The organism is Halobellus clavatus (assembly GCF_900107195.1).
Taxonomy (GTDB): domain Archaea; phylum Halobacteriota; class Halobacteria; order Halobacteriales; family Haloferacaceae; genus Haloquadratum; species Haloquadratum clavatum.
In genome coordinates this window covers 60,518-86,656 of the sequence record NZ_FNPB01000013.1, presented here as the reverse complement: position 1 = coordinate 86,656, position 26,139 = coordinate 60,518, and the positions used below count along the sequence as shown (strand labels likewise).

Sequence of the window (26,139 nt, the reverse complement as noted above, 5' to 3'; positions counted from 1 at the left end):
AACGACGACGACCGCATTGACCGAGATCTTTCTCCGTGAACTGCGCGAGAAACACGATGTCGAATCCGCAGTGTTTCTGGTCGATGGCGCTCAACACCTCCAAACTGCGCTGGCCAGAGCTTCACTCCGATTTCAAACCGAACGGAATGGAAATCGGAATGCCATCGAGCGAATCTTTCGAGAACTCAAGCGTCGCACCTCGTCGTTCTCCAACTGTTTCAGCCACGTTGAGCCGCAAACCGCCGAAAATTGGCTCCAAGCATTTGCCGCCTGGCTCAATGCTCCAAACTAAACACGACCGCCCACTGACAGCAAACATACAGGTGGGTTCGGTGAGATATGAACCGTATGGACCTCCAATCAACGCGAGCCAGGTCCGACGTGGACGACCTGTCTCCACAGGACGTCTTCTCGGAGTTCCTCGAGCGCGAGCTCCCACGACACCTCGCGTTGTTCTACGAATCTGTCGACACGCAACTGGCAGTCTGTGCAGCGTTCGCGAAGCGCGAACTTCAGCGGGGACGACAGTTTCTCTACCTCTACGAAGACAACGACGAGGCGGCTATCAGGGCGGCGCTCCGTTCGGTCGATATCGACGTCGCCGAACGGCTCGCCGACCGAGACGTGCGAATCGAGGACGCCGGCAACGTCTACCTCGAAGAGGGCTTCGACCCCGAGCAGATGATCGGCGAACTCGAGCGCGCTGCGCGCGCCGCGGTCGACGATGGATACGAGGGGCTCAGCGTCGCCGGCGAGAACACGTGGTGCTTCCACACGACGTACTCGTTCGACCGGATCGTCGGCTTCGAGTCTGACTTCGACGCGCGAGCGCCGGACCTCCCCGTCACGGCGCTCTGTCAGTACGACCTCGATCGATTCGATCCGGAATCCATCAGCAAAGCGCTGTGGACGCACGAGCAAATCATCTACCGGGGGCAGCTCTGCGAGAACCCGTTCTACATTCCGCCCGCCGAGTTCCAGTCGATCGAGTCCGAAGCGTCGCAGTTCGACGCTCGGTTGATGCTCGAACAGACCTACAGCCTCTCGCAGGCGCGACGAGACCTCTCGAACCGGGAACAGCGGATCGACGTCCTGAATCGGACGCTACGACATAACATCCGCAACGAGATCAACGTGATTCTCGGCTACCTCAGAGAGATCCTGAGCGACGGAGCGCTGACGCCGGAGGACCGCGAGCGGGTCGAGATCGCGCGACGGTACGCAGAGAACATCTCCCGAACGTCCGAAAAGGCTCGGTTCGTGCAGCAGACGCTCTCTAAAGAGGAGTTGCAGCCGACCGACCTCGGTCCGACCGTCCGCGAGGCCGTCGACGTGGCTCGCTCACGGTATCCCGACGCCACGATCGACGTGTCGGTCGCCGACTCCCCGACGTTGCTGGCGGACCGCAACCTCCGACGGGCGGTCGAGGAACTGCTCGAAAACGCCATCCACCACCAGAACCGCACCCCGGCGGAGGTCGGGGTGACTGTCGAATCGCGGAGCGATACGGTCGTTATCGACGTCAGCAACCCCGGCCCGCCGATCCCCGAAGACGACCAGCGGGCGCTTCGTGAGGGCCGAGAGACGTCGCTACGGCACGGGCGCGGACTCGGCCTCTGGATGGTGAAGTGGGTCGCCGAGAACTCGCACGGATGGGTGCGGTTCCCCCAGCGGGAAGACGAGTGTCGGGTCCGCATCGAACTGCCAAGGACGGCCGCTTCGTAGCCGTCTCGTCCGCGGGACCGACGGGCCCCGTGAACTCGGTCTCCGCCGTTCGAGACGCTTATCCTCTCGTAACCCCGACAGCAACGTATGAGCGAGACAGCCGGTGACGACGCGGCGCTTTCGGATCTCGATCGCGCCGTGATCAACGCGTTCCAGGGTGGGTTTCCGGTGGTCGAACGACCGTTCGAGCCGGCTTCGGCCGCCCTCCGGGAACGCGGGATCGACGTGACCGCGGCGGAACTTCTCGAGCGCGTCCGGGAACTCGACGAGGACGGGACACTGAGCCGCTTCGGCGCGCTGGTCAACGCCGAGGAGATCGGCGGGAGCGCAACGCTGGTCGCGATGCACGCGCCGGCGGACCGCTTCGACGAGATCGCAGAGACGGTCAACGCCCACCGCGAAGTCGCACACAACTACGAGCGGGAGCATCCGCATCTGAATATGTGGTTCGTCGTCAGCGTCGCCGACGAGGACCGCGTGCGAGCGGTGCTTGATGAGATCGAGGCCGAGACGGGTCAGCCGACGTACAACCTCCCGAAGCAGCAGGAGTTCCGCGTCGAGGCCAAGTTCCTGGTCGACGGCCCGATCTCCGAGGGCGACGTCGACCTCTCGGGCCTCGGCCCCGACGTGACCCCGACAGACGCGCAGACGCTCTCGCCGGCCGAACGCGACCTGGTGGTCGAAATCCAGGGCGGGTTGCCCATCTCGCCGACGCCGTACGCCGACGTCGCGGCGGCCATCGAGCAGCCGACCTCGTGGGTCGTCGAGACGATCAAGCGCTTCGAGCGCGAGGGGAAAATCCGCCGCGTCGGCGTCGTGCCGAACCACTACGCGCTCGGCTACACCGAAAACGGGATGACCGTCTGGAACGTCCCCGACGAGCGCGTCGACGAAGTCGGCCCGGCCATCGCGTCGCTGCCCTTCGTCACCCACTGCTATCAGCGCCCCCGACACGAGGGCGTCTGGCCGTACAACTTCTTCGCGATGACGCACGGGCGCTCGGCGGCCGAAAGCGACCGTCGGATCGAGCAGGTGCGCGAACGGATGGCCGAGTACTGGGACGTCGGCGACGACGACTGGGACTCGCTGTTCTCGACGCAGATCCTGAAGAAGACCGGCATCAGGCTCGACGAGCGGGCCGCGGCGAACACCGAGTGACCGCGGCGTGAGAGCCGACAGCGAAGGAGACCGATGATCCCACTGTATCACGACTTCACCGGCGAGACGGTCTTGATCTTCGGTGGCGGCCCGGTCGGTGCGCGGAAGGCCCGTCGGTTCGCGGGCGAGGCCCGGGTCGTCGTCGTCAGTCCCGAGTTCGCCGACGCCGACTTCGGCGACGCGGAACTGGTGCGCGCCCGGCCCGCGCCGGCCGACGTGGCGCTATGGATCGACCGGATCGAACCGGCGCTCGTCGTGGTCGCGACCGATGCCCAGGCGGTCAACGACGAAGTCGCCGCCGCCGGAGCCGAGCGCGGCCTGCTCGTCAACCACGCCAATCGGAGTGCGAGCGCCGGGTCCGCCGCGGACGACGGAGCCGACAGGGAGGACGTGGACGCCGCTGACGACGGTACGCCCCCGGCTCACCGCGACGTCGTCGTGCCCGCGACGGTCGAAGACGGCGACGTCCGCGTCGCGATCTCGACGGGCGGGCGGAGCCCCGCGCTGGCGAAGTACCTCAGAGAACGGTTGGAGAGCGAACTGGAGGGTGCAGAGGCGATGGCGGCACTGACCGCGACGCTCAGAACGGAGCTCAGAGAATCGGGCCTCGATCCGTCGACGCGTCGTGATGCGATTCGTGCCGTGGTTCGGGACCCGATGGTTTGGAAGGCTTTACGTACGGGGACATCCAATCCCCGTCGAGAGGCGACACGCGTGATACGGAACACGGCGGGGGGTGACCGATGGACACCGGAGTGATTTGTGGGGCTCGTGTGTCGCACCGTCGCGCTACCGTCGACGAGATCGAGGCCGCGGCGGGCGAGGACACCCGTACGGTTATCGAAGAGCTCCTGACAGCCGACGGCGTCACCGAAGCGTTCGCCATCCAGACGTGCAACCGCGCCGAGGCGTACGTCGTCGCGAGCAGCCGCGCGAAGGGCCGCCAGGCACTATCCGCTTTCGGCGACGACGTCGACGACAGCGTCGTCGTCGAGATGAGCCACGAGGAGAGTCTCAAGCACCTGATGCGTGTCGCTGCAGGGCTCGAATCGCTCGTCCTCGGCGAGGACCAGATTCTCGGCCAGTTCAAGCGGGCCGTCGAGATCGCCCGCGGCGCGGGCGCACTCGGCCCCACGCTCGAAACCGGGCTGACGAAGGCGGTCCACGTCGGCGAGCGAGCCCGCACCGAAACGCAGATCAACGAGGGAGCGATCTCGATCGGATCGGCCGCCGCTCGGCTCGCCGAGACGGAGATCGACCTCGAAGGGACGACGGCGCTCGTGGTCGGCGCGGGCGAGATGGGCAAACTCGCCGCTGAAGCGCTCGCCGACGCCGGCGTGACCGAACTGCTCATCGCGAACCGGACGATCGCGCACGCGGAGCGGCTCGCGGAGTCGATCGCGGTTGCCGCCCGGGCGCTCCCGCTCGATTCGGTCACCGACGCGCTCGCGTCGGTGTCGGTCGTCGTGACCGCGACGAGTCATCCCGAGTACCTCCTCGTCCCCGAGGACGTCGACGGCGCGGGCGAGACGCTCGTGATCGACCTCGCTCAGCCGCGGGACGTCGACCCCGACGCGGGGACGGTCGACCAGGTCGCCGTCCACGACATCGACGCGCTCGAATCGGTGACCGAGGCGACCAAAGAGACCAGAGAGCGGGCCGCCGAGACGGTCGAGGCGATGATCGACACCGAGTTCGACAGGCTGCTGGACGCCTACAAGCGACGACAGGCCGACGAGGCGATCAGCACGATGTACGAGGCCGCAGAGCGGGTGAAAGATCGCGAAGTCGAGACCGCACTCTCGCGGCTCGAATCGCAGGGCGATCTCTCTGACGAACAGCGCGAGACCATCGAGTCGATGGCCGACGCCCTCGTCGGACAGTTGCTTTCGGCCCCGACGAAGAGCCTCCGCGAGGCGGCCGTCGAGGACGACTGGTCGACGATCCAGACGGCGATGGCGCTGTTCGACCCCAACTTCAGCGGACGCCCGCGGACCACCGGGCCGGCGACCCCCTCAGAGGACGACGCCGAGGCGGCGACCGAAGAGGCCGCCGACGAGATCCCCAACTACGTTCTCGAGAGCGTCTCCGACGACTAACCGGTCGCGGGCGTCGGGCTTTTTCGAGCCGGGATCCCGATACGTTGAGGCGAAACGTTAACTCCTCGGCGAAAGACATTCACCGATATGGCCGAGTTACTCTCCGATGACGAAATCAGCACGCAACTGCCGAGCGAGTGGGAGCGCGACGGTGACGAAATCGTCCGGACCTACGAGTTCGACGATTATCTCTCGGGGATCTCATTCGTCACCCAGGTCGGCGAGGTCGCCGAAGAAGAGTTCCACCACCCCGAGATCGTGATCGGATACAAAGAGGTCGAAGTCCGACTGACTAGCCACGAGGAGGGCGGCATCACCGACCAGGACATCCGTCTCGCGAACCTCTTCGACGCCGAATTCTGACGTGTCGGCGGCGTACGTTTTCCGAGTCACGGTCCGCCTCAGCGCCGCCAGTGACGTGACCGTCACGCCCGACACCGTCGAGACGGTCGTCGACGTCGAGGCCGCACCACCCGGAGACGACGGGTGGTTGCTCTTTCGCGACGCTCTCTGGCACGGCGATGTCGCCGACGAGCGGCACGCTCGCGACCTCGCGGCGTCGTGGGTGGCGGCTCCCGTCGTCGACGTCTCGTTCAGCGAACTCCGACTCGACGAGGCGTACCGCGACGCGTTACGAGCGGCGATCGCGGCGAATCCGTCGTCCTTCCGCGGCGATCACCCACAGGATGTGCTCCACCGACACCTCGGCTCCAGCATCCGCGTCGTCGACGAGTGACGGCATCGACAGGCGGTCGGCCGCGCCGTCGAGACGGCACGCTCGGAGACCCAGTGCGAACAGTCGGCACCCGCCGTTCCCGGGATCGCTCTCCGGGTTGCCCCGCGCCGGTGTGCCGAACACCCGCTGTCCAACGGAGGCAATCGCTCGACGCACACGGGTGCTGGCCGCGGCTTCGTATATAAACCTCACACCGGTGCCGGCGAAACCCACTTACCCCGGTGTCCCGTACTTTTGGTTCAATGGGAGCCGACGGATCCGCCGCTTACGACTTCTGGCTGTTCGATCTCGACGGGACGCTCGTCGACGCCGAATGGTCCTACACCCGGGACGTGTTCGACCGGGTCGGCGACCGGTTGGGCCGGACGTTCACCGACCGCGAGGCCGAGATCATCTGGCACGGCCTCGGCGGCGCGCGCGATCCGCAACTCCGCGCGTGGGGAATCGACGCCGACGCGTTCTGGACGGCCTTTCACGACGTCGAGGACCCCCAGGCCCGCGCGGAGGCGACGTACCTCCACGACGACGCCGCGGCGCTCGTCTCAGACCTCGTCGCCGCCGGCCGCCCGGTCGGCGTCGTGACGCACTGTCAGGAGTTCCTCGCGGACCCGGTGATCGACCACCTCGACGTCGGCGACTGGTTCGACGCCTTCGTCTCCTGTACCCACGAGACCGGCTGGAAGCCGGATCCGACGCCGGTCCGACGCGCGATCGAAGACCTCGGTCTCGACCCCGACCGACCGGGCCGCGGCGTCCTCGCCGGCGACGGGGCGAGCGACGTCGGGGCGGCCTGGAACGCCGGCCTCGACGGTATCCACGTCGAGCGCCACTCGCCGACGCGCCGGGGGCGGTGTGTCCTCGCCGACCACCGCGTTTCGTCGTTCGCGGACCTGTCGCTGAACGGTGAGCCGTTCAGTCGCGACGTGGCCGCCGACGGCGGCACCGTTCGCGAGTGAGGACCGACCGCCGGGAGACCGACGATTACTCCACGCGTTCGTAGCCGGCGAGCGATTCGAACACGTCCGTCTCCGCGATCACTTCTCGCAGTTCGGCGACACCCGCCTTCTCCGCCCGCTCCGGGTTCGCCAGCACGCGCATCGACTCAGTCCCCAGCGAGACGAACCCCAGTCCGGGCCCGTCGGCTGTCGCCCGGAGACCGACTCCCGCGTCGGCGTCGCCGCGGGCGACCGTCCGCGCGGGACTCTCGAACCCCTTCGTGCCGATCTCGTAGCCGCGGATCGACTCGACGAGTTCCCGCCGCTCGACGCCGCGGTCGGCGGCGACTTCCGAGAGCGCGGCGTCGAGCGTCCCCCGTAGACCAGCGTCGCGCCCACGGTTGACGAACGCGAGGTCGCGATCGACCAGGTCGGCGAGGCCGTCGATGCCCGCGGGATTGCCCTCGGGAACGACGAGCCCCCACTCGCGCTCCCACCCGCCGAGATCGACGCTGTCGACGTCGCGTTCGATCGGTCCCGCGGTGACAGCGACGTCTGGAACCGCGTTCGAGAGGCGTCGCAGCCCCTCACGGCTCCCGACCGGCAGGAACCGGGGTCGTTCGAGTCGATCTAGCAGTCGCGAGAGCGCGGGATCGTCCTCGCCGGCGGCGAGCAGCGTCGGGGCGCGAACGTCCGGCGAGAACAACTGGACCTCGACGTCCTCGCCCGCATCGAGGTACTCGGTGTCGGGATCGACCGCGACGACCCCGTCGGCTTCGACGAGTGACGTCGTCGCGCCAGAGCCCTTATCCACCGGATACACGAGCGTCTCGCCGTCGGCACCGGTGACGAGGCCCGCCGGCATCAGGCGCAGTCGGCCCTCGCTGTAGCGTTCGCGAACGGCCATCCGCCCGGTCGCGATCGCGGTCTGTGGTTCGGGCAGGCCCGCCGCCTCGCGGATCGCCGGGGCCACGAACGTTCGGAAGATGGTGAGCGCCGAGACCGGGTAGCCGGGGAGGCCGACGTACGCGCTGTCACCGAGTTCGCCGATCAGCATCGGCTTCCCGGGCTTGACCGCGACGCCGTGCAGCAGGAGTTCGCCGCGCGCTTCGACGACGCGGTAGATCACGTCGACCGCCGAGGCCGACGTCGAGCCAGACGAGAGGACCAAGTCGCACTCGTCTGCAGCCTCCAGCAACAGGCGTTCCATCTCGTCGTAGTCGTCGCCGGCGTGGGGGTAGAGCCGTGCTTCGCCGCCCGCCTCCTCGACGCCCGCGGCGATGGTGTAGCTGTTCACGTCGTAGATCTGGCCGCGCGCGCTCTCGAGGTCGCCGCCGGGACGGACCAGTTCGTCGCCCGTCGAGACGATGGCGACCGTCGGCCGGCCACGAACCGGGACCGCATCGCGGCCGAGCGCCGAGAGCAGGCCGATGTCGCGGGCGGTGAGGCGCGTTCCCGGCCCGAGCGCTCGCGAGCCAGCGGCGATGTCGCTGCCGGCGAGCATCACGTTGTCCCCGGGCGCGACGGCGGTGCGGACGGCGACGGCGTCCGGGCGATCCCCGCCGTCGCCGACGGTCTCGGTTCGCTCGACCATCACGACCGCGTCCGCGCCGTCGGGCATCACCGCACCGGTCGAGATCTCTGCGGCCTCGCCCTCGCCGACGACGACCTCGGGTTCGACGCCCGCGTGGACGTCGCCGACGAGATCCAGCGTGATGGGATCGGCCTCGTCGGCTCCGAAGGTGTCGCGTCCGCGGACGGCGTACCCGTCCACCGACGCGCGGTCGAATCCGGGCACGTCGAGGCCGGCGTCGACCCGCTCTGCGAGCACGCGCCCGCGGGCCTCGGCGAGCGGGACCGTCTCAGCGTCGGGCGTGAGGTCCAGGCCGTCGATGGCGTCGTGAGCGACCGCGGGATCGACGAGGTCGCGGAACTGTTTGCGATCGCTCACGCCGACCACTCCCAGTGCTCGACGGCGACCGTCTCGCCCTCGTCGAAGCCCTCGCGCTCTTCGGGGACGGCGACCCAGCCGTCCGCGAGCGCGACCGAGGAGAGGACGCCCGACCCGGACGCGCGGGTCGGGGTCGCCGTCGCGCGATCGGGGTCGGTCTCGTCAGCCTCGGCGACGTCGTCGAGTTTCACGCGGGCGAACGTCCGCACGCCGGGCTCGCTCGGGATCTTCCGCGACAGGACCGCCTCGGTTGTCGGCGGCGCGTCGTCGGGGAAGTGACCCAGGTACTTCACGAGCGGACGGAGGAACTGCACGGCGTTGATGATCGCGGCGACGGGGTAACCCGGGAGCATCACCACGGGCGTCTCCTCGACGATCCCGAGGGCGACGGGGTGCCCGGGCTTGAGCGCGACGCCGTGGACCAGCACCTCGCCGAGTTCGTCGACCACCTCGGGGATGAGATCGCGCTCGCCGACGGAGGAGCCGCCGGTCGTCACGACGATGTCTTTGGTCAGGTCGCGCTGGATCGCCGCCCGGAGCGCGGCTTCGTCGTCGGTGACGACGTTCCGATACGTGGGCACCCCGCCCCAGCGCTCGACCAGTTGCGAGACGGTGAGGCCGTTGGTCTCGATCACTTCGCCGGGACCGGGGTCGTCCTGCACGAGTTCTTCGCCGGTCGGAATGACCCCGACCGTCGGTCGCTCGTAGGCCGTCACGCGGTCGACGCCGACGGATTTCAGGAGGCCCAGATCCGATGGTCGGAGGCGGTGGCCCGGCTCGAAGAGCTGCTGGTCCTCGGACACGTCCTCGCCGACGGGCGCGACGTTCTCGCCCTCGGTCACCGCGTCGAACACCTCGAGGTCGTCGCCGACCTTATCGGCGTGTTCGATCATCACGACCGCGTCGGCACCCTCCGGGAGTTCGCTCCCGGTGTGGACGCGGACCGCCGAGTCGGGGCCGACGGCCGTCTCTGGGGCCGTCTGTGGCTCTGCATCCGCCACCCGGAGGAGACCCGGCGAGCGGTCCGACGAACCGAAGGTATCGCGGGCCCGGACCGCCCACCCGTCCATCGCCGCGCGTTCGTAGCCCGGTACCGCAGTCGGCGAGGTGACTGTCTCGGCGAGCGCGCGGCCGTCCGCGGGGATGAGCGAGAGGCGCTCGGTCCGCTCGTGGGGCGTCGCCGCCGAGAGCAACTGCTCCCGCGCGGCGGCCAGCCTTGTCCGATCTTTGAATCCAGCCGACTTGCGGTCGGGGGCCGTCTCGTCGGTATCCGGGGAGGTCATACAACCCAATCCGCGCGCGAGTACAAAAAGAGCCGCGGCACGAACCGCGTCAGCCCGCGTCGGTCACTCCGAACTGTGCAGTCGAACGCCTCGGCGATCCACGGCGATTGATACTGTCGGACAGAAGTTCGTGAATCATTTTGGCACCCACGAGGTGCCGATGATTTTCACATAGTTCTGTCCGACAGTATCACGTGTCGTATAGCCCTTTTGGCCGGTGCTGCCGGCACGCAACCGCGACCTTTTTCGATCCGCCGTCCCAAACTGTTCGTATGACAGCACTGCGGGACGCGCTACAGGAGCTTCCGGAGTCGGTGTTCGCCGACCTGCTGGAGTCCGACGACGCCTATCTGATCGTGCTCGATCTCCCTGGTGTGACGGCCGACACTGCCGAACTCCGCGTGGAGCGCGGGCGACTCATCGTCGAGGCCCGCCGCGAGAAGGCGGTGCCGCCGGAGTTCCGCTACGTCAGCGAGGATCGGCCGCTGTTCGTCGACGCCGAACTCCCGCTGCCCCCGGACGCCACCGGCGCGGGCGCGTCGGCGGAGGTCGACAGCGGCGTGTTCACCGTTCGCGTACCGAAGCGCGACGCCGCACCGGAGCAGACGATTCCGATCACGTCGGCTGGGGACGACGCGTAACCGCCGGGTGGTCACGCTAGTGAATCTCCGTGCGTACTGGCGGTTCTTCGTCGTCATCCGACAGTTCTTCCCGTTGATCGTCGCGTACAGCCGCGACCGTCGGAAGTACCTCCTCTTCGGCGGGAGTCGACAGGTGGACCCGGAGACGAGATCCCGACGAGCGGAAATCCTCCTAGACTCGCTCTTGACTCTCGGTCCGACGTTCATCAAACTCGGCCAACTCCTGTCCACCCGGCCGGACATCCTCCCAGCGGAGTACATCGACGTCCTGTCGAGTCTTCAGGACGACGTGCCGCCGGCTCCCTGGGACGAGTCGAAGACCGTCATCGAGGACGAACTCGGCCCCGTCGACGAGGCCTTCGACGACTTCGACCGCGAGCCGATCAGCGGCGCGAGCCTCGGACAGGTATACACCGCCAAACACGAGGGGGACCCCGTCGCCGTCAAGATCCGCCGGCCGGGGATCGAGGACCTCGTCGAGGCCGACCTGCGGGTGATCCGGTGGTCGCTGCCGATCGTCCGCCGGTTCATCGGCCAGGGCCGTGCGTTCTCTCTGGAAAACCTCGCCGACGAGTTCGCGAAGACGATCCGCCAGGAGATGAACTACAGTCGGGAGAAGCGGATCTTAGCGGAGATCCGCGACAACTTCGCCGACAACCGACAGATCCGGATCCCGAACCCGATCGACGAGCGTTCGGGACCCCGGGTGCTCACGATGGAGTACCTCCCGGGGACGAAGATCAACGACGTCGAGGAACTGGACCGGAAGGGCATCGATCGCACCGAGTTAGCGACGACGCTACAGCGGGTCTACCTCCAGATGATCGTCGACGACGGCGTCTTCCACGCCGACCCACACCCCGGAAATCTGGCCGTCGACGACAGCGGGCGGATCATCTTCTACGACTTCGGGATGTCCGGCACGGTCGACCCGTTCATCCAGGACAAGATCATCGACTTCTACCTCGCGGTGGCGAACCAGAACATCGACGCGATCCTCGACACGCTGATCGAGATGGGAACGCTCTCGCCGGAGGCCGACCGGCAGGTGATGGGTGACGTGATGGAACTGGCCATCGCGGACGCCCGCGGCGAGGATATCGAGCAGTACCGCGTCCAGCAGATCATCGAACAGGTCGAATCGACCATCTACGAGTTCCCGCTGCGACTCCCGCGGAACCTCGCGCTGGTCCTGCGGGTCGCGACCGTCGTCGAGGGCGTCTGTGTCACGCTCGACCCCGAGTTCGACTTCATCTCGGTCGCCACGGACTACCTCCAGGACGAGGGGTACTACGAGCAGACCGCTCGCGAGTTCGTCGAACGCGGCGGCGAACAGCTTCAGGAGACCACGCGGGCGCTCTTCGAGGTACCGCCGAAACTGGACAGCGCGCTCGACCGGGTCGAAAACGAGAATCTCACGGTCAACGTCAGACTCGAAGACGAGAACGACGTCCTCTCACGGCTCGCCCGGCGCATCGTCTACGGCCTGTTCGTCGCGGTCGGCGCGCTCTCGACGTCGATTCTGTACGCGTTCGAGGGCGCGAGCGTCGTCCCTGCCGCCGTCGCGGCTGCGCTGACGATCCCCCCGCTCGTGGCACTGTACCGATCGTTCCGTCGACAGCGCGGCATCCGTGCGAAGCCGCAGTTCACCCGGCAGAGTATGCGCGAGCGTCGCGACGGCCGGGAGTAGTCTCCGACTCCGCCGCGGTTCCAGTTATCACAGTTGATCACTTGACACGTACCTTTATTCGGTGAGACGAGGTACGGGTGGGTATGACGCGGTGGCGCGCTGTCGTAGCCGGGTTCGTTCTCGCGGCCTGTAGCGAGGCGCTCGTGTTCGCGTGGACCGGCCGCGTCACGCTGGTCGGGGGACTCGCCGGGAGCGCGCTGGCCGGCTATCTGGCCGGCGGCGAACCCGCAGACGGCGCGTGGTACGGCCTGCTCACGGCGATGGCGTGGGGCATCGTGCTGATCCCCGGACTGGTCGTCCTCTCGGTTCTCACCGATGCACCGTTGCCGTTCCCGATGGAGTTCCTTCTCCCGTACCTCGAAACCGCCGGTGAGGCCACGGTGATCATCCTCCTGTCTGCGAGCCTGCCGAACGTCGCCGCCGGCGCGATCGGGAGTCACGCCCGCCGCCAGGACGATCAGTCGAACCGGAGCGAACGGTCCTCTCGGACGTCCAACAGCGACGTCGAGGAAGCGTAGCCGACCGCCGCGATCCGCCTGTCGAGTGATCTCGATTCCGGCGCGTTACACGGCCGACCGGTATCCAAACCGTTTATACCGGGCACACAACAATCCCGAAGTATGCCGAAAGAGCAGAAGCAGGTCCGTGAACTCCAGGAAGGCAGCTATGTGATGATGGAGGAGTCGCCGTGCAAAATCAACGCGTACAGCACAGCCAAGCCCGGGAAACACGGAAGCGCGAAGGCGCGTGTCGAGGGGCGCGGCGTCTTCGACGGCAGGAAGCGATCGCTGAGCCAGCCGGTCGACGCGAAGGTCTGGGTTCCGATCATCGAGCGCAAGCAGGGTCAGGTCGTCTCTGTGACCGGCGAGGACGCACAGATTATGGACCTCGAGACCTACGAGACGTTCACGATGCGCATCCCCGAGGAGGAGGAACTCTCCCCCGACGACGAGATCGAGTACCTCGAGTACGAAGGTCAGCGGAAGATCGTCTGATCGGAGATGTTCCCCGGGGCGACTGCATCGCGTGACGACGCCGCGTACGTCGTCGTGGGCGCCCCGCTGGACCTCTCCACTTCGTTCCGACCTGGGACCCGTTTCGGTCCCGAGAGAATCCGGCGGTTCGCCCGGCCGTTCGACGACTACGACCGGCGAACCGACCTGCACTTTTCCGACTGTTCCGTCCACGACCACGGCGACGTCCGCGCGTGGGACGACGCCTCGGAGTACCTCGCGTGGCTCGCGGGCGAACTCCGAGACGTCGTTGCCGACGACGCCGTCCCCCTCGTGTTGGGTGGTGAACACACCGTCTCGGCGGCCGCCGTCGAGGCCGTCGCCCCAGAGGTGTTCGTCTGCCTGGACGCCCACCTGGACCTCCGACGGGACCTCGACGGCAACGAACACAGCCACGCGACAGTGACGCGGCGCATCCTCGACGGCGGTGACCCGGCTGACTCGTCCGACGACGCGGCAGCAGGTGTCGAAGCGGCGGTCGTTCTCGGTGCACGGACCGGCTCCCCCGAGGAGTGGGACCGCGCCGCGGCGGCCGACGTGACCGTCGTCGCACCCGAAGACGTCGCCGAATTCGACCTCCGCTCGTGGCTCGACGGTCGGACGGCGTACCTGAGCGTCGACGTCGACGCCGCGGACCCGGGCTTCGCGCCCGGCACTGGCACGCCGGAACCCTTCGGCCTCGAACCCCGGGTCCTCCGCGACGTGGTCCGGACCGTCGCCCCGCACGCCGCGGGGTTCGATGTCGTCGAGGTAAACGACCGCGACGACGGTCAGGCGGCGTCGCTCGCGGCCAAACTCTGCCGCGAGTTCGTCTACTCGCACGCCGCAGGGCGCGAGTGAGCACTCGGGTCTCGCAGCCGTGAGGCAAGACCTATCGGCCGGAAGGCCGAGAAGTCGGGTATGGATCTGCCGACGCTCACCGACCGCCTCGACGATCGCCTCGAGACCGAGGACTACGCGGACGTCGACGCCAGCGCGAACGGACTGCAGGTCGGTCCCGGCGAGTTGCATCGCACGGCCCGCGAGTCGCCGCCAGAGATCGAACACGTCGCGTTCGCCGTCGACGCGGCGGCGGCGACGATCGAGGCCGCGGCCGACGCGGGTGCGGACCTCCTGGTGACTCATCACGGCCTCGTCTGGGGCGGTCTCGACCGCCTCACCGGGCGGGAGTACGCCAACGTCGCCGCGCTCATCGACCACGACCTCGCGCTGTACGTCTCACACCTCCCGCTGGACGGCCATCCCTCCCTGGGCAACGCCGCCGGCCTCGCCGACCACCTATCGCTCCGGGAACAGGTGGCGTTCGGCCACCTCGGTCCGGTGACCATCGGGCGTCGCGGCCGCACGCCCGAGGCGGTCGACGTCGCAGAACTCGAAGCGTCGCTCGCCGATCTCGACAACGACGGGCACGCACCGCAGGTCCTCGAATTCGGCCCCGATGAGATCCGCGACGTCGCCATCGTCACCGGGTCGGGTGCGGACTGGCTCGGCGAGGCCGCCGACGCCGACGTCGACGCCCTCGTGACGGGCGAAGGCAAACAGCAGGTGTACCACGAGGCCCGCGAGGCCGGTGTGAACGTCTTCCTGGCGGGCCACTACGCCACCGAGACGTTCGGCGTCGAACGGCTCGCCAGTCTCGTCTCCGAGTGGGGCATCGAAACGACGACTCTGTCGCACCCCACGGGGCTGTAACGCAGTATCATCCAAGATAATTAGGGGGGTGGCTTTTTACTTTAAACGTCGGAATACTGCGTAGATGCAACGCAACGGACTGTTCGAATCCATCCGATCGAGTTTTGGGGCCAAACTCGCCGTGGCGCTGTTAGCCGTGGTCGCCCTGGTCGTGGGGTTCGGCGTCGTCGTCCAAGAGCAGACGTCGGCGACGCTTCAGGAAGAGGTCAGAAACGAACTGAGTACCTCTGCTGAGGCGCGGGCAGCCGAACTCGACACTTGGATCAGTGGTATCGAACGCCAGACGCGGCTCCACTCGAGCCGTACGGTACTCCAATCGGGAACGGACGAGGAAATATCGACTCACTTACAAGAGACAGTCGAGAGCGAAGCGGTTCCGGAGGGGGTCGTCGGTATCCACTACTACGACACCGAGTCGCAGACGATCCTCGCCAGTTCGATGTCGCAAATGGAAGGCGTGAGCCCCGCCGAACAGGGCGCGCCGTTCGCGACTGACCCGCCGAGCTTCTCGGGGACTGACGACACGCACGTCACCGCGCCGTTCACGGTGCCGGTCGTCGACTTCCCCGTGGTTTCGGTGATTTCACCGATCGAGGGTGCTGACGGCAAGGCGCTCGTGTACATGATCAACCTCCAGGACCACGCGGCCGGCTTCGCCGACATCGCCGGGCAGGGATCGACCGTCGTCGTCGACGGGCAGGGGCGCGTCGTCGCCCACCCCGACAGCAGCGAGGACGGTCACGAGGCGGAACTGCTCAGCGAGTACGAGGGTAACGTCGGCTCGCTCTCGGAGGGCGGCATCGAACGCCAGGGCGACCTGCTCGTGGCGGGGGCGGGGATGCAGACGCTGGACTGGACAGTGCTCGTCCGGGCTGACCGAGCGAGCGCCTTCGCGCTGGGATCACAGATCACGTCTTCGATCCTGGGACTGATCCTCTTGGCGCTCGTGAGCCTCTCGTTCGTCGGCGTCGTCGTCGGCTCGAACACCATCGTCTCGCTCCGGTATCTCGCTCAGCGCGCGAACGCGATGGCCGAGGGCGACCTCGACGTCGACCTCTCGACCACCCGGACCGACGAGTTCGGGACGCTGTATCACTCCTTCGACGAGATGCGCGGTGCCCTCCGCGAACAGATCCGCGCGACCGAGGAGAAGAACGAGCGGCTCGAAGCCACCGCGGCCGAGTACGGCCGAGTGATGGACGACGTCGCCGACGGCGACCTGACCCGTCGGCTCGACCCCGACACCGAGCACGAGGCGATGTCCGACATCGCGGTCTCGTTCAACGAGATGCTGGACGCGGTCGCCGACACGATGGCGGAGGTGAAGGCGTTCTCCGAACACGTCGTCACGACCGCCGAGCGCGTCGACGACGGCGCAGAGGAGGTCCAGGAGGCCTCCGCGAAGGTGACGACGGCGACGACTGAGATCTCCGACGGGGCCGAAGAGCAGACCGAGGCGCTCCACGAGGTCTCGACGGAGATGGACGCGCTGTCGTCGTCCGCCGAGGAGATTGCCGCGACCGTCGACGAGGTCGCGCAGGCGTCCGAGCGTGCGGCCGAAGTCGGTACCGAGGGACAGTCCCACGCCGAGGCGGCCGTCGAGGAGATGGACGCCGTCGAGCAGACGACTGCGGAGACCGCCCAAGAGGTGACCGATCTCGCCGAGGAACTCGACGCCGTCGGCGAGGTCGTCGAGGTGATCAGCGACATCGCCGAGGAGACGAACCTCCTGGCGCTGAACGCCTCGATCGAGGCGGCGCGGACGGGTGAGGCCGGCGACGGCTTCGCCGTCGTCGCCGACGAAGTCAAACAGCTCGCCGAGGAGACCGCCGAGTCCGCAGCCGAGATCGAAGACCGGATCGAGCGGATTCAGTCCCGCGCCGACGAGACGACGACCGCGATGCTCTCGACGCAAGAGCGGATCGAGAGCGGCGTCGACACCGTCGAGGACGCGATCGACGCCCTCGAAACCGTCGCCAAGGCGGTCGAGGAGACCGACGGATCCATCCAGGAGATCCGCGACGCGACGGCCCAGCAGGCCTCCTCGGCGACGGCGGTCGTCGACCGCGTCGACGACGTGGCAGCGATCGGCGATCAGACCGCCGAGGAAGCGACGGACGCGGCAGCCGCGGCCCAACAGCAGACGAGTACGATGACGAACGTAAGCGAGGCAGCGGAACGGTTGACCGGACAGGCACGCGAACTCAGAACGGCGTTAGAGGACTTCACCGTCCCCGAGGACGCCGGCAGCGGCCTCGGCGCGAGCGGCGCACCGAGCGGGCCGGGAACCGAGAGTGCGTCGTCCGAACCGGCGCTCCGGACCGACGGCGCTGACTGGCCCGGCGAGTGGGACTCCGAGGGGGGTGCCTGAGATGGAGTTCACGATGAACCTCTGGCTGTGGATCGGCGCCGCGGGGATGACCGCCGGGACGCTGCCGACCGCGTATCGGCTCCTGACCGGTGGCAAGTACCGGACCCTCACCGCGACGCTCTTCGGGATCACCGGTATCGCCGCCGTCGCGTACATCATTATGGGGTTCGGCTACGGCATCGTCTCGATCGGCTCACAGGAGGTCGAAGTGGTCCGCTACGCCGACTGGCTCCTGACGACGCCGCTCATGGTCCTGTATCTCGGGCTGCTGTCGCGTCCGGGACGGGCCATCCTCCAGCGACTCGTCGCGGTGGACGTCGTCGTCATCCTCGCCGGCGTCGCCGCGACCGCCGTCCCCGGGATCGTACAGTACGTGTTCTTCGGGATCGGGATGATCGCCTACCTGGCTCTCGTCCGACTCCTCGTCGACACGCTCCCAGAGCGGGCGACCTTCACCTCGCCCCGCGAGGAGTCCTCGTTCGTGACCCTGCGGAACCTCACGGTGATCGTCTGGACGCTCTACCCGGTGGTGTGGGTGCTGGCGCCGACGGGCGCTGGATTGCTCCTCCCCGAGACCCAGGCGCTGGTGTTCACCTACCTCGACATCGTCTCGAAGGTCGGCTTCGTCCTCGTCGCGCTCCGCGGGATGACGGCGCTCACGGACGCGCCGTCCGAGATGTCGGTTAGCGCCGACTGAGACACCCGGCCGACCCCGTCGACGCTCAGCTTTGGTTTCTCTCGACGCTCGCGATGCGCGCTGTCCCGGGTCGTCAGCGGATCGCGAGACATAACCGATCGGACCCCCCACCACGGCGTATGAGCGACGAGCCGTCCGAGTCCGAGACGGGCGAGGGATCGCCCCACGAGCACGATCCGAGCCGCGACGAGTTCCACGAGGCACCGATCGGACACGCCCAGGTCCGCGGCGGGATGTCCGTCGGCGAACTGGCGACAGAGTACGGCAAGGCCGGTATCGGTGCGGCCAGCGTCGAGCGCGCCGTCGACGTCTACGCGGAGATGCTCCGCGAGGACGACGTGACTAACTTCTTCGGACTGGCGGGCGCGATGGTGCCGACGGGGATGCGTCAGATCGTCGCCGATCTGATCCGCGACGGACACATCGACGCGCTCGTGACGACCGGAGCGAACCTCACCCACGACTCGATCGAGGCGATCGGCGGCAAGCACCACCACGGCCGGGCGGAGCCGCACGACCCCCACCCCGCGAACCCCGACGCCGAACCGACGGGCGAGACCGCGCGCGATCACGACGAACACCTCCGCGACGAGGGCGTCGATCGGATCTACAACGTCTATCTCCCACAGGAGCACTTCTCGCTATTCGAGTCGCACCTCCGCGACAACGTGTTTCCGGCGGTCGAGCGTCGCGTGTCGATCCAGGAGTTCACCGCGGAACTGGGCCGCGCGAACGCCGAGCAGAACCGCGAGCGCGACGTCGCAGAGGACGCCGGCATCGCCGCCGCCGCGTACGAGAACGACGTGCCGATCTACTGCCCGGCGATTCAGGACTCCGTGCTCGGCATTCAGGCGTGGATCTACGCACAGACCTCCGACTTCGGACTGAACGCCCTCGGCGATATGACGCACCTCTCGGATCTCGCGTTCGACGCCGAGCGAGCCGGGGCGATGCTCGTCGGCGGCGGCGTCCCCAAGAACTACGTGTTACAGACGATGCTGACCATCCCCGACGCCTACGACTACGCGGTCCAGTTGACGATGGACTCACACACCACCGGCGGTCTTTCGGGCGCGACCCTCGACGAGGCCCGCTCGTGGGGGAAACTAGAGAAGTCGGCCCGAAACGTCACCGTCGTCGCCGATGCCACTGTCACGCTCCCGCTTGTCGTCGCCGCCGCTCGGGAACGGGCCGGCGAGAATCAAACATAAACTTTTATTATATTTACCGCCGAGCACAAGCGTATGCCCCTCGTACGCGGACACGAGTAATCCCCTTCTCCACGCCGTGTACCGCCGTACGACCGCCTGCGACGTTCCACGACCCGATCTACTGTGAGCACAACTCCCGGACACGCACGCCAGACTCGCACCGACCGACCGACCACGACGACGAGCGAAGACGCTCCGGCGACGCCGACTGACTCGACGGCGACCGCATCCGAGACCGCGGCCGCGACGAGAGATGCAACGACGACAGACGGAACGACGGGGAACGCCGGCAGGACGGCACCGAACGCCGGAACTGCGGCCGCCACCGACTCGACACCGGGAGCCGCACCCGGTGCCTGGACCCGTCGCTGTCAGCGCCAGTTCGACGCCACCGCGACAGACCGCCTGGGGAATCTCGTCGACGAGGCGAACCAGGTGAGCATTTCGCCCGGCGACGACTGACAGCGCACCCCCGGTCGTGCGCGAACGCGACTCACGGAATGGCTATACGTCCCCGCCCATTCTGGAGCGTATGAACTACGCTGATTCGCTGGACCGAGCGCTGGAGGCGCTCCCGGAGCGGAACGAAGAACAGTCTCGACTCGACGTGCCGGATCCCGCCGGCGAGACCGACGGGGCGTTCACACGCCTGACGAACCTCGGCGAGATCGCCGACGCCCTCGGCCGCGAAGCCGAACACGTCCACAGCAACGTTCAGCGCGAACTCGGCACCAACGGCCAGTTTAACACCGACCGCGCACGGTACAATGGCTCGTTCACCGTCGCGGACTTCCAGGCGGCGCTCGATGAGTACATCGCCGAGTACGTCACCTGCAGCGAGTGTGGGCTGCCCGACACCCGCCTCGTCACCGAGGACGGCGTCGACATGCTCCGCTGTGAGGCCTGCGGGGCGTTCCGCCCCGTCACGAAGCGCTCGGCACAGACCCAGTCGTCCTCCGGCCCGGCCGTCGAGGAGGGAACGACCTACGAACTGGAGATCACCGGCACCGGACGGAAGGGCGACGGCGTCGCCGAGAAGGGCAAATTTACGATCTTCGTCTCCGGGGCGCGCGAGGGGCAGACTGTCCGTGCCATCGTCGAGCGAACCAGCGGTACACTCGCATTCGCCCGGGTCGTCTGAACCCACGAGCGCGCCGAAGCTTCTTTTCACCGGCGGCCGTACTTTCGACCGGCCGATGACGACGGCACCACTCCGAGCCGGGGTGGCGCTCGGCGACGACGAGCCCTATGAGTGCTGAGGCCACTTCCCGACACAGGTGCGAGGCGTCGCGGACGCCCACGGCGATCCTGTGCAACGGTCCCCGAGCGAGTGCCGAACGACTCTGTACAGGAACGAGACGGTTGTGCTGTCCGACGGTGTTACTCGCCACTCGCGTTCGCTGTGGATCGAAAAATCACGGAGTTACCTGTGTGGGGGCGCCGGGCTACTCGTCACGCTCCGCCAGCAGCTGTTTGATCTCTTCGAGCTTGAAGTACGACGCGAGGCTGAGTATCGTGACGGGCCAGAAGCCGACGAACTGGCCACGCTGTTTGTCGCCGCGCACGTAGTAGAAGTACAGCGCCAGGGCGACTGAACCGACTGATGCCAGCACGGCGGGGGTGAGACCGTCGGCACTCATTCCGTCCGCGGTCTCTATCGTCGTCTCTTCGGATGTTTCGCTCACGTCTATTGATACGTCCGTGCAGGTAAAGCACTTCCCCAGGAGACGGTCTCCCGACCGTTGCCTCCGGCCGGCGTGTCCATTCCTCACGAACGGCCCGGGCATAGCGACCGGAGCGACCCCGAATCGGCCTCTCGTTGAGACGGACCGCGAGAAACAGCACCGCCAAGAGACGAATCGCCCGAAGGGCGAACACCGCTTCGCTGCTGCGCCGATCGCGCTCGCTCGGTACAGTCGTTGCCCGTCCGGTTCTCTGCTCTGTGTGTGCATATCGCTTCCTTTTGACGGCGTTATTCCGACTGGGGGCCGTCCGCTTTTCCGACGGGACCAGAAGCACCGGGAGGCCTCAGGTGTGCCAAACTGTTTCATATCTCCGACACCCTGTGTTCGTATGGACGAAACCGACTCGGATACCACGATGATCGTCGCCGGCGTCGTGATCAGCCTCATCGCCATCCTGGAGTACTATCTCGCCTGGAAGCGAACCCGACAGACGTGATCGCCCCACGGATCCGTACGAGGACGTGAGCCGTCGAGTCGGCGTTCGCCACCGACGACAGAGACGAGCAGTCCAACAACACCGACCGCGAGAACCGAGCCAGTGTCCGTGACGGAGGAGACTCGCTGGAGACCGTTCGGGGCCCCGCCCCGGTACCGCTGCTTCGACGATCCGCCACTTTCGACCCCGACTGGTGCGCTTAGGCGCCCGTTCCCCCGTCGGCCCGCGGGAGTTCGACGACGAACGTCGCTCCGCCGCGCTCGTTGTCCTCGACCCAGACGTTCCCCTCGTAGCGGTTGACCAGCGTTCTGACGAGGTAGAGTCCGAGTCCGGTACCCTCACTGTCGATGCCGCGCTCTCCCTCGTCGAAGATCTTCTCTTTCCGCTCGTCGGGGATTCCGGGTCCGTTGTCCGCGATGAACACTCGGACGCGGTCTTCTGATCCCGTCGTCGAGACGCGTATCTCCGGGACGTCGGCGTCGTTGTGAAGAATCGCGTTCTGGAGGAGGTTCCGGAAGACCGAACCCAGCATATCGTCGGCCAGCACTGACGCGTTCGAGACGCCGCCGACCGTCGTTATCAGCGCGTTGTGGTCTCCCGCCTGTGCGTCGTCGATCCGGTGCTGGAGGACGTGACGCAGATTCGTCGGCGTACGTTCCGTTTCGGCCTGCAGCAGCAGTTCGGTCACTTCTCGCGCCGAAGTCGTGATGTCGACCGCCTCGCGCGCGGCGTTCAAGACCGGGTCGAGGTACTCGGCACCGGCCTCGTCGACGTGCGCTTCGAGGTACTCGGCGTAGCCCAGCACGATGTTCAGGTTGTTCCGGATGTCGTGCCGGACGATCTGATTGAGGATCTTGAGGTTGTCTCGCTGTTCTTCGAGTCGCTGTTCGTACGATTTGAGATCGGTGATGTCGCGGGCGTAACCGAGCACGGCGTTCGTGTCGCTTCCCGCGACCGTGTAGGGGATCTTCGTCGTCCGGAGGAGACGCGTCTCGCCGTCGGCCCTCGTCAGTTCTTCCTGCGGGATCTCGAGCGGTTCGCCGGACTCGATCACCTGGCGGTCGTCCTTGCGGAAGTCGGCCGACTCGTCGGCGTTGGGGATGATCTCGCGTTCGGTCTTCCCCTCGACGGCCTCCGGCGTCAGACCGTACGCGTCGGCCGTGGTCTCGTTGGCGAGCAAGTAGACTCCCTCTTCCTCCTTGGCGAAGATCAGGTCCGGAACCAGATCGATGATCTGTCGCAGTTCCTCGCGGGTCTGTTCGAGCGTTTCCTCGTACTGCTTGCGCTGATCGATGTCCAGATGGATGCCGACGGCCCGAACCGGAGTCCCGTCGGCGTCGCGCTCGACGACCCGCCCGACGTCCCTGATCCACTTCCAATCGCCGTCGGCGGTACGCATCCGATGTTCGCAGTCGTACAGTTCGGCCTCGCCCTCCAGATGCGCCGTGAGGCTCGCCTCGACGTGAGCCATATCGTCCGGGTGGACCCGCTCTTCCCACGAGTCGAGGTGCGGTTCGATCTCATTCGGCGACAGTCCGAGCATCGTCGCCCACCGATCGTTGAACGTGACGGCGTCGGTCTCGAGGTTCCAGTCCCAGATCCCGAGATTCGCGCCTTCCACCGCGAGATCGAGGCGTTCTTTCGTCTCACGCAACTCCTGTTCTCTCTCCTTGCGCTCGGTCACGTCCTGAAAGATGCCCAGGGCGCCGACCACTGTGTCGTCTCCGTCGAACTGAGGTTCGCCGACGGCCCGGATCCAGCGGGTCTGCTCGCTCGTCGTCTGGATCCGCAGTTCGCGGTCGAAGGACTCCCCCTCGGACTGTAGTCGCTCGAACGCCTCGGCCATCTCCTGTCGGTCGTCGGGATGGTAGAACCCGAACGAGTCCGTCACTGAGACGTCGGTGTCCGGTGTCACCCCGTGGATTCGGTAGACCTCGTCCGTCCAGCGGAGGGTGTCGTCCCGAACGTCTACCTCCCACCCGCCGATCGACGCGGTCTCCTGTGCCTTCTCGATGAACTCTCGGGTCCGCCTGAGTTCCCGCTCGCGCGTCTTCCGATCCGTGATGTCGCGATCCAGCGCGATGTACTGCTCGGTCCCGTCGACGATCACCTTGTTGACCCAGATCTCGACGGGGAACACTTCCCCGTCGGATCGGCGGTGCTCGCCCTCGACTTTGAGCACTTCTCCCTCGTCCATCTCGGCCCACATCGCTTTGAGGTCCTCGCGGTCGTAGCCGACCTCGAACTCGGCGACGTTCTTCGAGAGGAGTTCCTCTCGGTCGATTCCGAGGGTCTCGCACTCGGTGTCGTTCGCGTCCAACACGTTGCCGTCGGCGTCGTGGACGACGATGCCGTCGGGCGACTTATCGAACAGCGCGCGAATCCGCGTGCGCTGCTGTGCGAGCTCTCGCCCGTACTGCTTCCGCGAGGTGATTTCTCGGCCCGTCCAGACCACGCGGCCGTCGGCTACCTCCGAGACGGTGACCGCTTGCTCGACCGACTCACCGTCCCGGCTCTCACCGACGAGTTCTCCCTGCCATCGACCACGCTGGGCGACGGCCGGCAGTACCTCGGTCTCGATGCGTGCGGTCGTCGCGTCGTCGTACAGTCGCCGCCAGTCGTGGCCGACCAGGTCGTCCGAGTCGAATCCGAACGCGCTCGCGTAGTCGCGGTCCACGTGGACGAACTCCCCGTCGTCGAGCACCGCGATCCCGTCTACACCCTCGGTGACTGCGCTCGGCGCAAGCGCCCCCGTCTGCTCGGCGTACTCACGCACTCGGACGGTGAGACCGTCGCGAAACGGGAACGCTGTGACCCGAATCCACGACCCGAGCGGATCGGCGTACGTCTCGAATCCGGTCTCTTCTCCGGCCGCTATCGCCTGGTCGAGTTTGTCCTGGACGTACGAGCCCAACCGGTCGCTGAGCCGCCCTAAGAGCGGCTCGCCGGTAAGTGCCGCACGATCCGCCTCTAGCAGGTCCGCCCCTCGGTCGTTGACGAACACGGTGGTCCCCGCACCGTCGAGCGCGAACAGCGGTTCGTCGAGGCTTCGCAACACGTCGTCGGGTGGCGCTGTCGAAGAAAACTGATCCGTACTCACGTCGTCAGATCTCCTTGGAATACTAGCCACAGACGGTTCACGCTCTATTGACTGTTCGGGTCCGGTTATCGGAGATAATAGCCCCTTCGCCCCTCCGATACCACCCTCGGGTGTGTATGCTTTCGGCCGCTCGAATCCGTCGGGCGACAGATGAATCAGGCGGCAGTGTACGGGCCAGCGTCAGCGGCGTGCACTGGATGCGGCCGCTCGTCGGTAGTCGAGCATTTTTGTAGGAGCATCGTCAGATGAGCGTATGGATACAGTACGAACACACCGTCACCCCTCCCCGCCGCGATGGTAAACGTCGCGCTCTCCGTTGGACAACTCGTCGTCGCCCTGCTGCTCGTCCTGCTGAACGGCCTGTTCGTCGCCGCCGAGTTCGCCTTCGTTCGAGTGCGCGGGACGTCGGTCGACCAGCTCGCCGAGGAGGGGCGACCGGGATCGGGGTCGCTCCAGGCGGTGATGACAGATCTGGACAACTACCTCGCGGTGACACAACTGGGCATCACGCTGGCCTCGCTGGGGCTGGGGTGGGTCGGTGAACCCGCCGTGGCGTCGCTTCTCGAACCGGTGTTGGCCTCGGTCCTTCCGTCGAGTCTCATCCACGCGGTCGCGTTCGCGGTCGGATTCGGGATCATCACGTTCCTCCACGTGGTCTTCGGCGAACTCGCACCGAAGACGTTCGCGATCGCCCAGACCGAGCGGATCTCGCTGCTGCTCGCGCCGCCGATGCAGTTCTTCTATTACCTGTTTTACCCCGGAATCGTCGTATTCAACGGGACAGCGAACGCGTTCACGCAACTGCTCGGCGTCCCGCCCGCCTCCGAGACCGACGAGACGCTCGGCGAGCGGGAGATCCGCCGGGTGCTCGCACAGTCCGGCGATGAGGGCGCCATCGACGCGTCGGAGGTCGCGATGATCGAGCGGGTCTTCGACCTCGACGACACGCCCGTGCGTGAAGTAATGGTCCCGCGGCCGGACGTCGTGAGCGTACCCGCGGACGCGTCGCTCGCCGACATCAGATCGCTCGTCTTCGAGTCGGGACACACGCGCTATCCCGTGCTCGACGCCGACGATAGCGACCAGGTGATCGGATTCATCGACGTCAAAGACGTGCTGCGAGCGAGTCACGAGGACGAGCACGCCACGACGACTGCGGGCGACATCGCTCACGAGATCTTAGTCGTCCCCGAGACGACGGCGACAGACACGCTCCTGTTGCAGTTCAGCGACGAGCGGCGACAGATGGCCGCCGTCATCGACGAGTGGGGCTCTTTCGAGGGAATCGCGACGGTCGAAGACGTCGTCGAAGCGGTCGTCGGCGACCTCCGCGACGGGTTCGACGTCGACGAGCGCGAACCGACGATCCATCAGCGCAGCGACGGCTCCTCCGACGTCGACGGGAGCGTCCCGATCTCGGACGTCAACGACGCGATCGGTGCCGACTTCCAGAGCGACGAGGTCGAAACGATCGGCGGCCTCGTGCTCAGCCGACTCGACCGCGCGCCGGCGGCCGGCGATACCGTCACCGTCGCCGGGCACACCGTCGAAGTGACCGCGGTCGAGGGCACGCGTATCTTGACGGTCCGAGTCCGTCCCGAAGCGGAAGCAGACGCAGAAGCAGCAGACGAGGAGAGCGGCGAGTAGATTTCGGAA

At 66.9% G+C, this 26,139-nt stretch carries 23 protein-coding genes and 1 pseudogene; 20 read left to right on the top strand and 4 right to left on the bottom strand.

Annotated features, from left to right (window positions below):
- From BLU74_RS15605 to BLU74_RS15570, 8 genes and pseudogenes are all read left to right on the top strand, one after another.
- Positions 1-292, top strand: a pseudogene (locus BLU74_RS15605) (IS6 family transposase); the annotation flags it as partial.
- 56 nt (positions 293-348) lie between these two features.
- On the top strand, positions 349-1,725 hold the full coding sequence (locus BLU74_RS15600; RefSeq protein WP_175454680.1) for an MEDS domain-containing protein: 1,377 nt from the start codon (positions 349-351) through the stop codon (positions 1,723-1,725).
- A gap of 87 nt (positions 1,726-1,812) precedes the next feature.
- Entirely contained in the window at positions 1,813-2,883 is a 1,071-nt protein-coding gene (gene ahbB / locus BLU74_RS15595) for a siroheme decarboxylase subunit beta (RefSeq protein ID WP_089769016.1), read from the top strand.
- A 33-nt stretch (positions 2,884-2,916) separates the two neighbouring features.
- Positions 2,917-3,642 carry a precorrin-2 dehydrogenase/sirohydrochlorin ferrochelatase family protein gene (locus BLU74_RS15590; protein WP_089769014.1) on the top strand — a complete coding sequence of 242 codons (726 nt, stop codon included), beginning with the start codon at positions 2,917-2,919 and terminating at the stop codon, positions 3,640-3,642.
- On the top strand, positions 3,627-4,982 hold the full coding sequence (gene hemA, locus BLU74_RS15585) for a glutamyl-tRNA reductase (protein ID WP_089769012.1): 1,356 nt from the start codon (positions 3,627-3,629) through the stop codon (positions 4,980-4,982). Before BLU74_RS15590 ends, hemA begins: the two co-directional genes overlap by 16 nt.
- 87 nt (positions 4,983-5,069) lie before the next feature.
- Positions 5,070-5,345: a 4a-hydroxytetrahydrobiopterin dehydratase gene (locus BLU74_RS15580; RefSeq protein WP_089769010.1), complete on the top strand. Its 276-nt coding sequence runs from the start codon at positions 5,070-5,072 to the stop codon at positions 5,343-5,345.
- A 1-nt stretch (position 5,346) separates the two neighbouring features.
- A complete protein-coding gene (gene lwrS, locus BLU74_RS15575; protein ID WP_089769008.1) occupies positions 5,347-5,718 on the top strand; it encodes an LWR-salt protein in 372 nt (123 codons plus the stop codon).
- 242 nt (positions 5,719-5,960) lie between these two features.
- Complete coding sequence (locus BLU74_RS15570) at positions 5,961-6,674, top strand: HAD family hydrolase (protein WP_089769006.1); 714 nt, start codon at positions 5,961-5,963, stop codon at positions 6,672-6,674.
- 25 nt (positions 6,675-6,699) lie between these two features.
- Here the strand turns inward: BLU74_RS15570 and BLU74_RS15565 are convergent, their stop codons facing one another.
- Positions 6,700-8,604: a molybdopterin biosynthesis protein gene (locus BLU74_RS15565; RefSeq protein ID WP_175454679.1), complete on the bottom strand. Its 1,905-nt coding sequence runs from the start codon at positions 8,602-8,604 to the stop codon at positions 6,700-6,702.
- On the bottom strand, positions 8,601-9,887 hold the full coding sequence (locus BLU74_RS15560) for a molybdopterin molybdotransferase MoeA (protein WP_089769002.1): 1,287 nt from the start codon (positions 9,885-9,887) through the stop codon (positions 8,601-8,603). Before BLU74_RS15560 ends, BLU74_RS15565 begins: the two co-directional genes overlap by 4 nt.
- 272 nt (positions 9,888-10,159) lie before the next feature.
- Between BLU74_RS15560 and BLU74_RS15555 the strand changes: the two genes are divergently transcribed.
- The 11 genes from BLU74_RS15555 (at position 10,160) to BLU74_RS15505 (ending at position 20,343) form a co-directional block, all read left to right on the top strand.
- Entirely contained in the window at positions 10,160-10,528 is a 369-nt protein-coding gene (locus BLU74_RS15555; protein ID WP_089769000.1) for an Hsp20/alpha crystallin family protein, read from the top strand.
- Positions 10,529-10,535: 7 nt separating this feature from the next.
- Entirely contained in the window at positions 10,536-12,218 is a 1,683-nt protein-coding gene (locus BLU74_RS15550) for an ABC1 kinase family protein (RefSeq protein WP_089768997.1), read from the top strand.
- A gap of 83 nt (positions 12,219-12,301) precedes the next feature.
- A complete protein-coding gene (locus BLU74_RS15545) occupies positions 12,302-12,736 on the top strand; it encodes a DUF5518 domain-containing protein (protein WP_175454678.1) in 435 nt (144 codons plus the stop codon).
- A 102-nt stretch (positions 12,737-12,838) separates the two neighbouring features.
- Positions 12,839-13,213 (top strand): translation initiation factor IF-5A, encoded by a 375-nt coding sequence (locus BLU74_RS15540; protein ID WP_089768996.1) that lies wholly within the window; start codon positions 12,839-12,841, stop codon positions 13,211-13,213.
- Positions 13,214-13,219: 6 nt separating this feature from the next.
- Positions 13,220-14,071 (top strand): arginase family protein, encoded by an 852-nt coding sequence (locus tag BLU74_RS15535; protein WP_089768994.1) that lies wholly within the window; start codon positions 13,220-13,222, stop codon positions 14,069-14,071.
- A 60-nt stretch (positions 14,072-14,131) separates the two neighbouring features.
- Complete coding sequence (locus BLU74_RS15530; RefSeq protein ID WP_089768991.1) at positions 14,132-14,923, top strand: Nif3-like dinuclear metal center hexameric protein; 792 nt, start codon at positions 14,132-14,134, stop codon at positions 14,921-14,923.
- 64 nt (positions 14,924-14,987) lie between these two features.
- Positions 14,988-17,294, top strand: coding sequence for a methyl-accepting chemotaxis protein (locus tag BLU74_RS15525; protein ID WP_089768990.1), 2,307 nt, complete (start codon positions 14,988-14,990; stop codon positions 17,292-17,294).
- Position 17,295: 1 nt separating this feature from the next.
- Positions 17,296-17,991 (top strand): bacteriorhodopsin, encoded by a 696-nt coding sequence (locus BLU74_RS15520; RefSeq protein ID WP_089768988.1) that lies wholly within the window; start codon positions 17,296-17,298, stop codon positions 17,989-17,991.
- Positions 17,992-18,110: 119 nt separating this feature from the next.
- Positions 18,111-19,202 (top strand): deoxyhypusine synthase, encoded by a 1,092-nt coding sequence (locus BLU74_RS15515; protein WP_089768986.1) that lies wholly within the window; start codon positions 18,111-18,113, stop codon positions 19,200-19,202.
- A gap of 123 nt (positions 19,203-19,325) precedes the next feature.
- Positions 19,326-19,664 (top strand): hypothetical protein, encoded by a 339-nt coding sequence (locus tag BLU74_RS15510; RefSeq protein ID WP_089768984.1) that lies wholly within the window; start codon positions 19,326-19,328, stop codon positions 19,662-19,664.
- 70 nt (positions 19,665-19,734) lie between these two features.
- Complete coding sequence (locus tag BLU74_RS15505; RefSeq protein ID WP_089768982.1) at positions 19,735-20,343, top strand: translation initiation factor IF-2 subunit beta; 609 nt, start codon at positions 19,735-19,737, stop codon at positions 20,341-20,343.
- Positions 20,344-20,647: 304 nt separating this feature from the next.
- Here the strand turns inward: BLU74_RS15505 and BLU74_RS15500 are convergent, their stop codons facing one another.
- Positions 20,648-20,887, bottom strand: coding sequence for a hypothetical protein (locus tag BLU74_RS15500; protein WP_089768980.1), 240 nt, complete (start codon positions 20,885-20,887; stop codon positions 20,648-20,650).
- Between the two features lie 695 nt (positions 20,888-21,582).
- A complete protein-coding gene (locus BLU74_RS15495; RefSeq protein WP_139175868.1) occupies positions 21,583-24,483 on the bottom strand; it encodes a PAS domain S-box protein in 2,901 nt (966 codons plus the stop codon).
- 294 nt (positions 24,484-24,777) lie between these two features.
- On the opposite strand from BLU74_RS15495, the gene BLU74_RS15490 reads away from it, so the two are divergent.
- The gene (locus tag BLU74_RS15490; protein ID WP_089768976.1) at positions 24,778-26,130 is read left to right on the top strand and encodes a hemolysin family protein; all 1,353 of its coding nucleotides are present in this window, start codon (positions 24,778-24,780) and stop codon (positions 26,128-26,130) included.
- Positions 26,131-26,139 lie beyond the last annotated feature (9 nt).

Coding starts and splice junctions, on each gene's coding strand:
- BLU74_RS15515 (WP_089768986.1), top strand. CDS start 18,111: ATGAGCGACGAGCCGTCCGAGTCCGAGACGGGCGAGGGATCGCCCCAC.
- BLU74_RS15590 (WP_089769014.1), top strand. CDS start 2,917: ATGATCCCACTGTATCACGACTTCACCGGCGAGACGGTCTTGATCTTC.
- BLU74_RS15490 (WP_089768976.1), top strand. CDS start 24,778: ATGGTAAACGTCGCGCTCTCCGTTGGACAACTCGTCGTCGCCCTGCTG.
- BLU74_RS15545 (WP_175454678.1), top strand. CDS start 12,302: ATGACGCGGTGGCGCGCTGTCGTAGCCGGGTTCGTTCTCGCGGCCTGT.
- BLU74_RS15525 (WP_089768990.1), top strand. CDS start 14,988: ATGCAACGCAACGGACTGTTCGAATCCATCCGATCGAGTTTTGGGGCC.
- BLU74_RS15535 (WP_089768994.1), top strand. CDS start 13,220: ATGTTCCCCGGGGCGACTGCATCGCGTGACGACGCCGCGTACGTCGTC.
- hemA (WP_089769012.1), top strand. CDS start 3,627: ATGGACACCGGAGTGATTTGTGGGGCTCGTGTGTCGCACCGTCGCGCT.
- BLU74_RS15580 (WP_089769010.1), top strand. CDS start 5,070: ATGGCCGAGTTACTCTCCGATGACGAAATCAGCACGCAACTGCCGAGC.
- BLU74_RS15540 (WP_089768996.1), top strand. CDS start 12,839: ATGCCGAAAGAGCAGAAGCAGGTCCGTGAACTCCAGGAAGGCAGCTAT.
- ahbB (WP_089769016.1), top strand. CDS start 1,813: ATGAGCGAGACAGCCGGTGACGACGCGGCGCTTTCGGATCTCGATCGC.
- BLU74_RS15520 (WP_089768988.1), top strand. CDS start 17,296: ATGGAGTTCACGATGAACCTCTGGCTGTGGATCGGCGCCGCGGGGATG.
- BLU74_RS15570 (WP_089769006.1), top strand. CDS start 5,961: ATGGGAGCCGACGGATCCGCCGCTTACGACTTCTGGCTGTTCGATCTC.
- BLU74_RS15600 (WP_175454680.1), top strand. CDS start 349: ATGGACCTCCAATCAACGCGAGCCAGGTCCGACGTGGACGACCTGTCT.
- BLU74_RS15530 (WP_089768991.1), top strand. CDS start 14,132: ATGGATCTGCCGACGCTCACCGACCGCCTCGACGATCGCCTCGAGACC.
- BLU74_RS15560 (WP_089769002.1), bottom strand. CDS start 9,887: ATGACCTCCCCGGATACCGACGAGACGGCCCCCGACCGCAAGTCGGCT.
- BLU74_RS15555 (WP_089769000.1), top strand. CDS start 10,160: ATGACAGCACTGCGGGACGCGCTACAGGAGCTTCCGGAGTCGGTGTTC.
- BLU74_RS15505 (WP_089768982.1), top strand. CDS start 19,735: ATGAACTACGCTGATTCGCTGGACCGAGCGCTGGAGGCGCTCCCGGAG.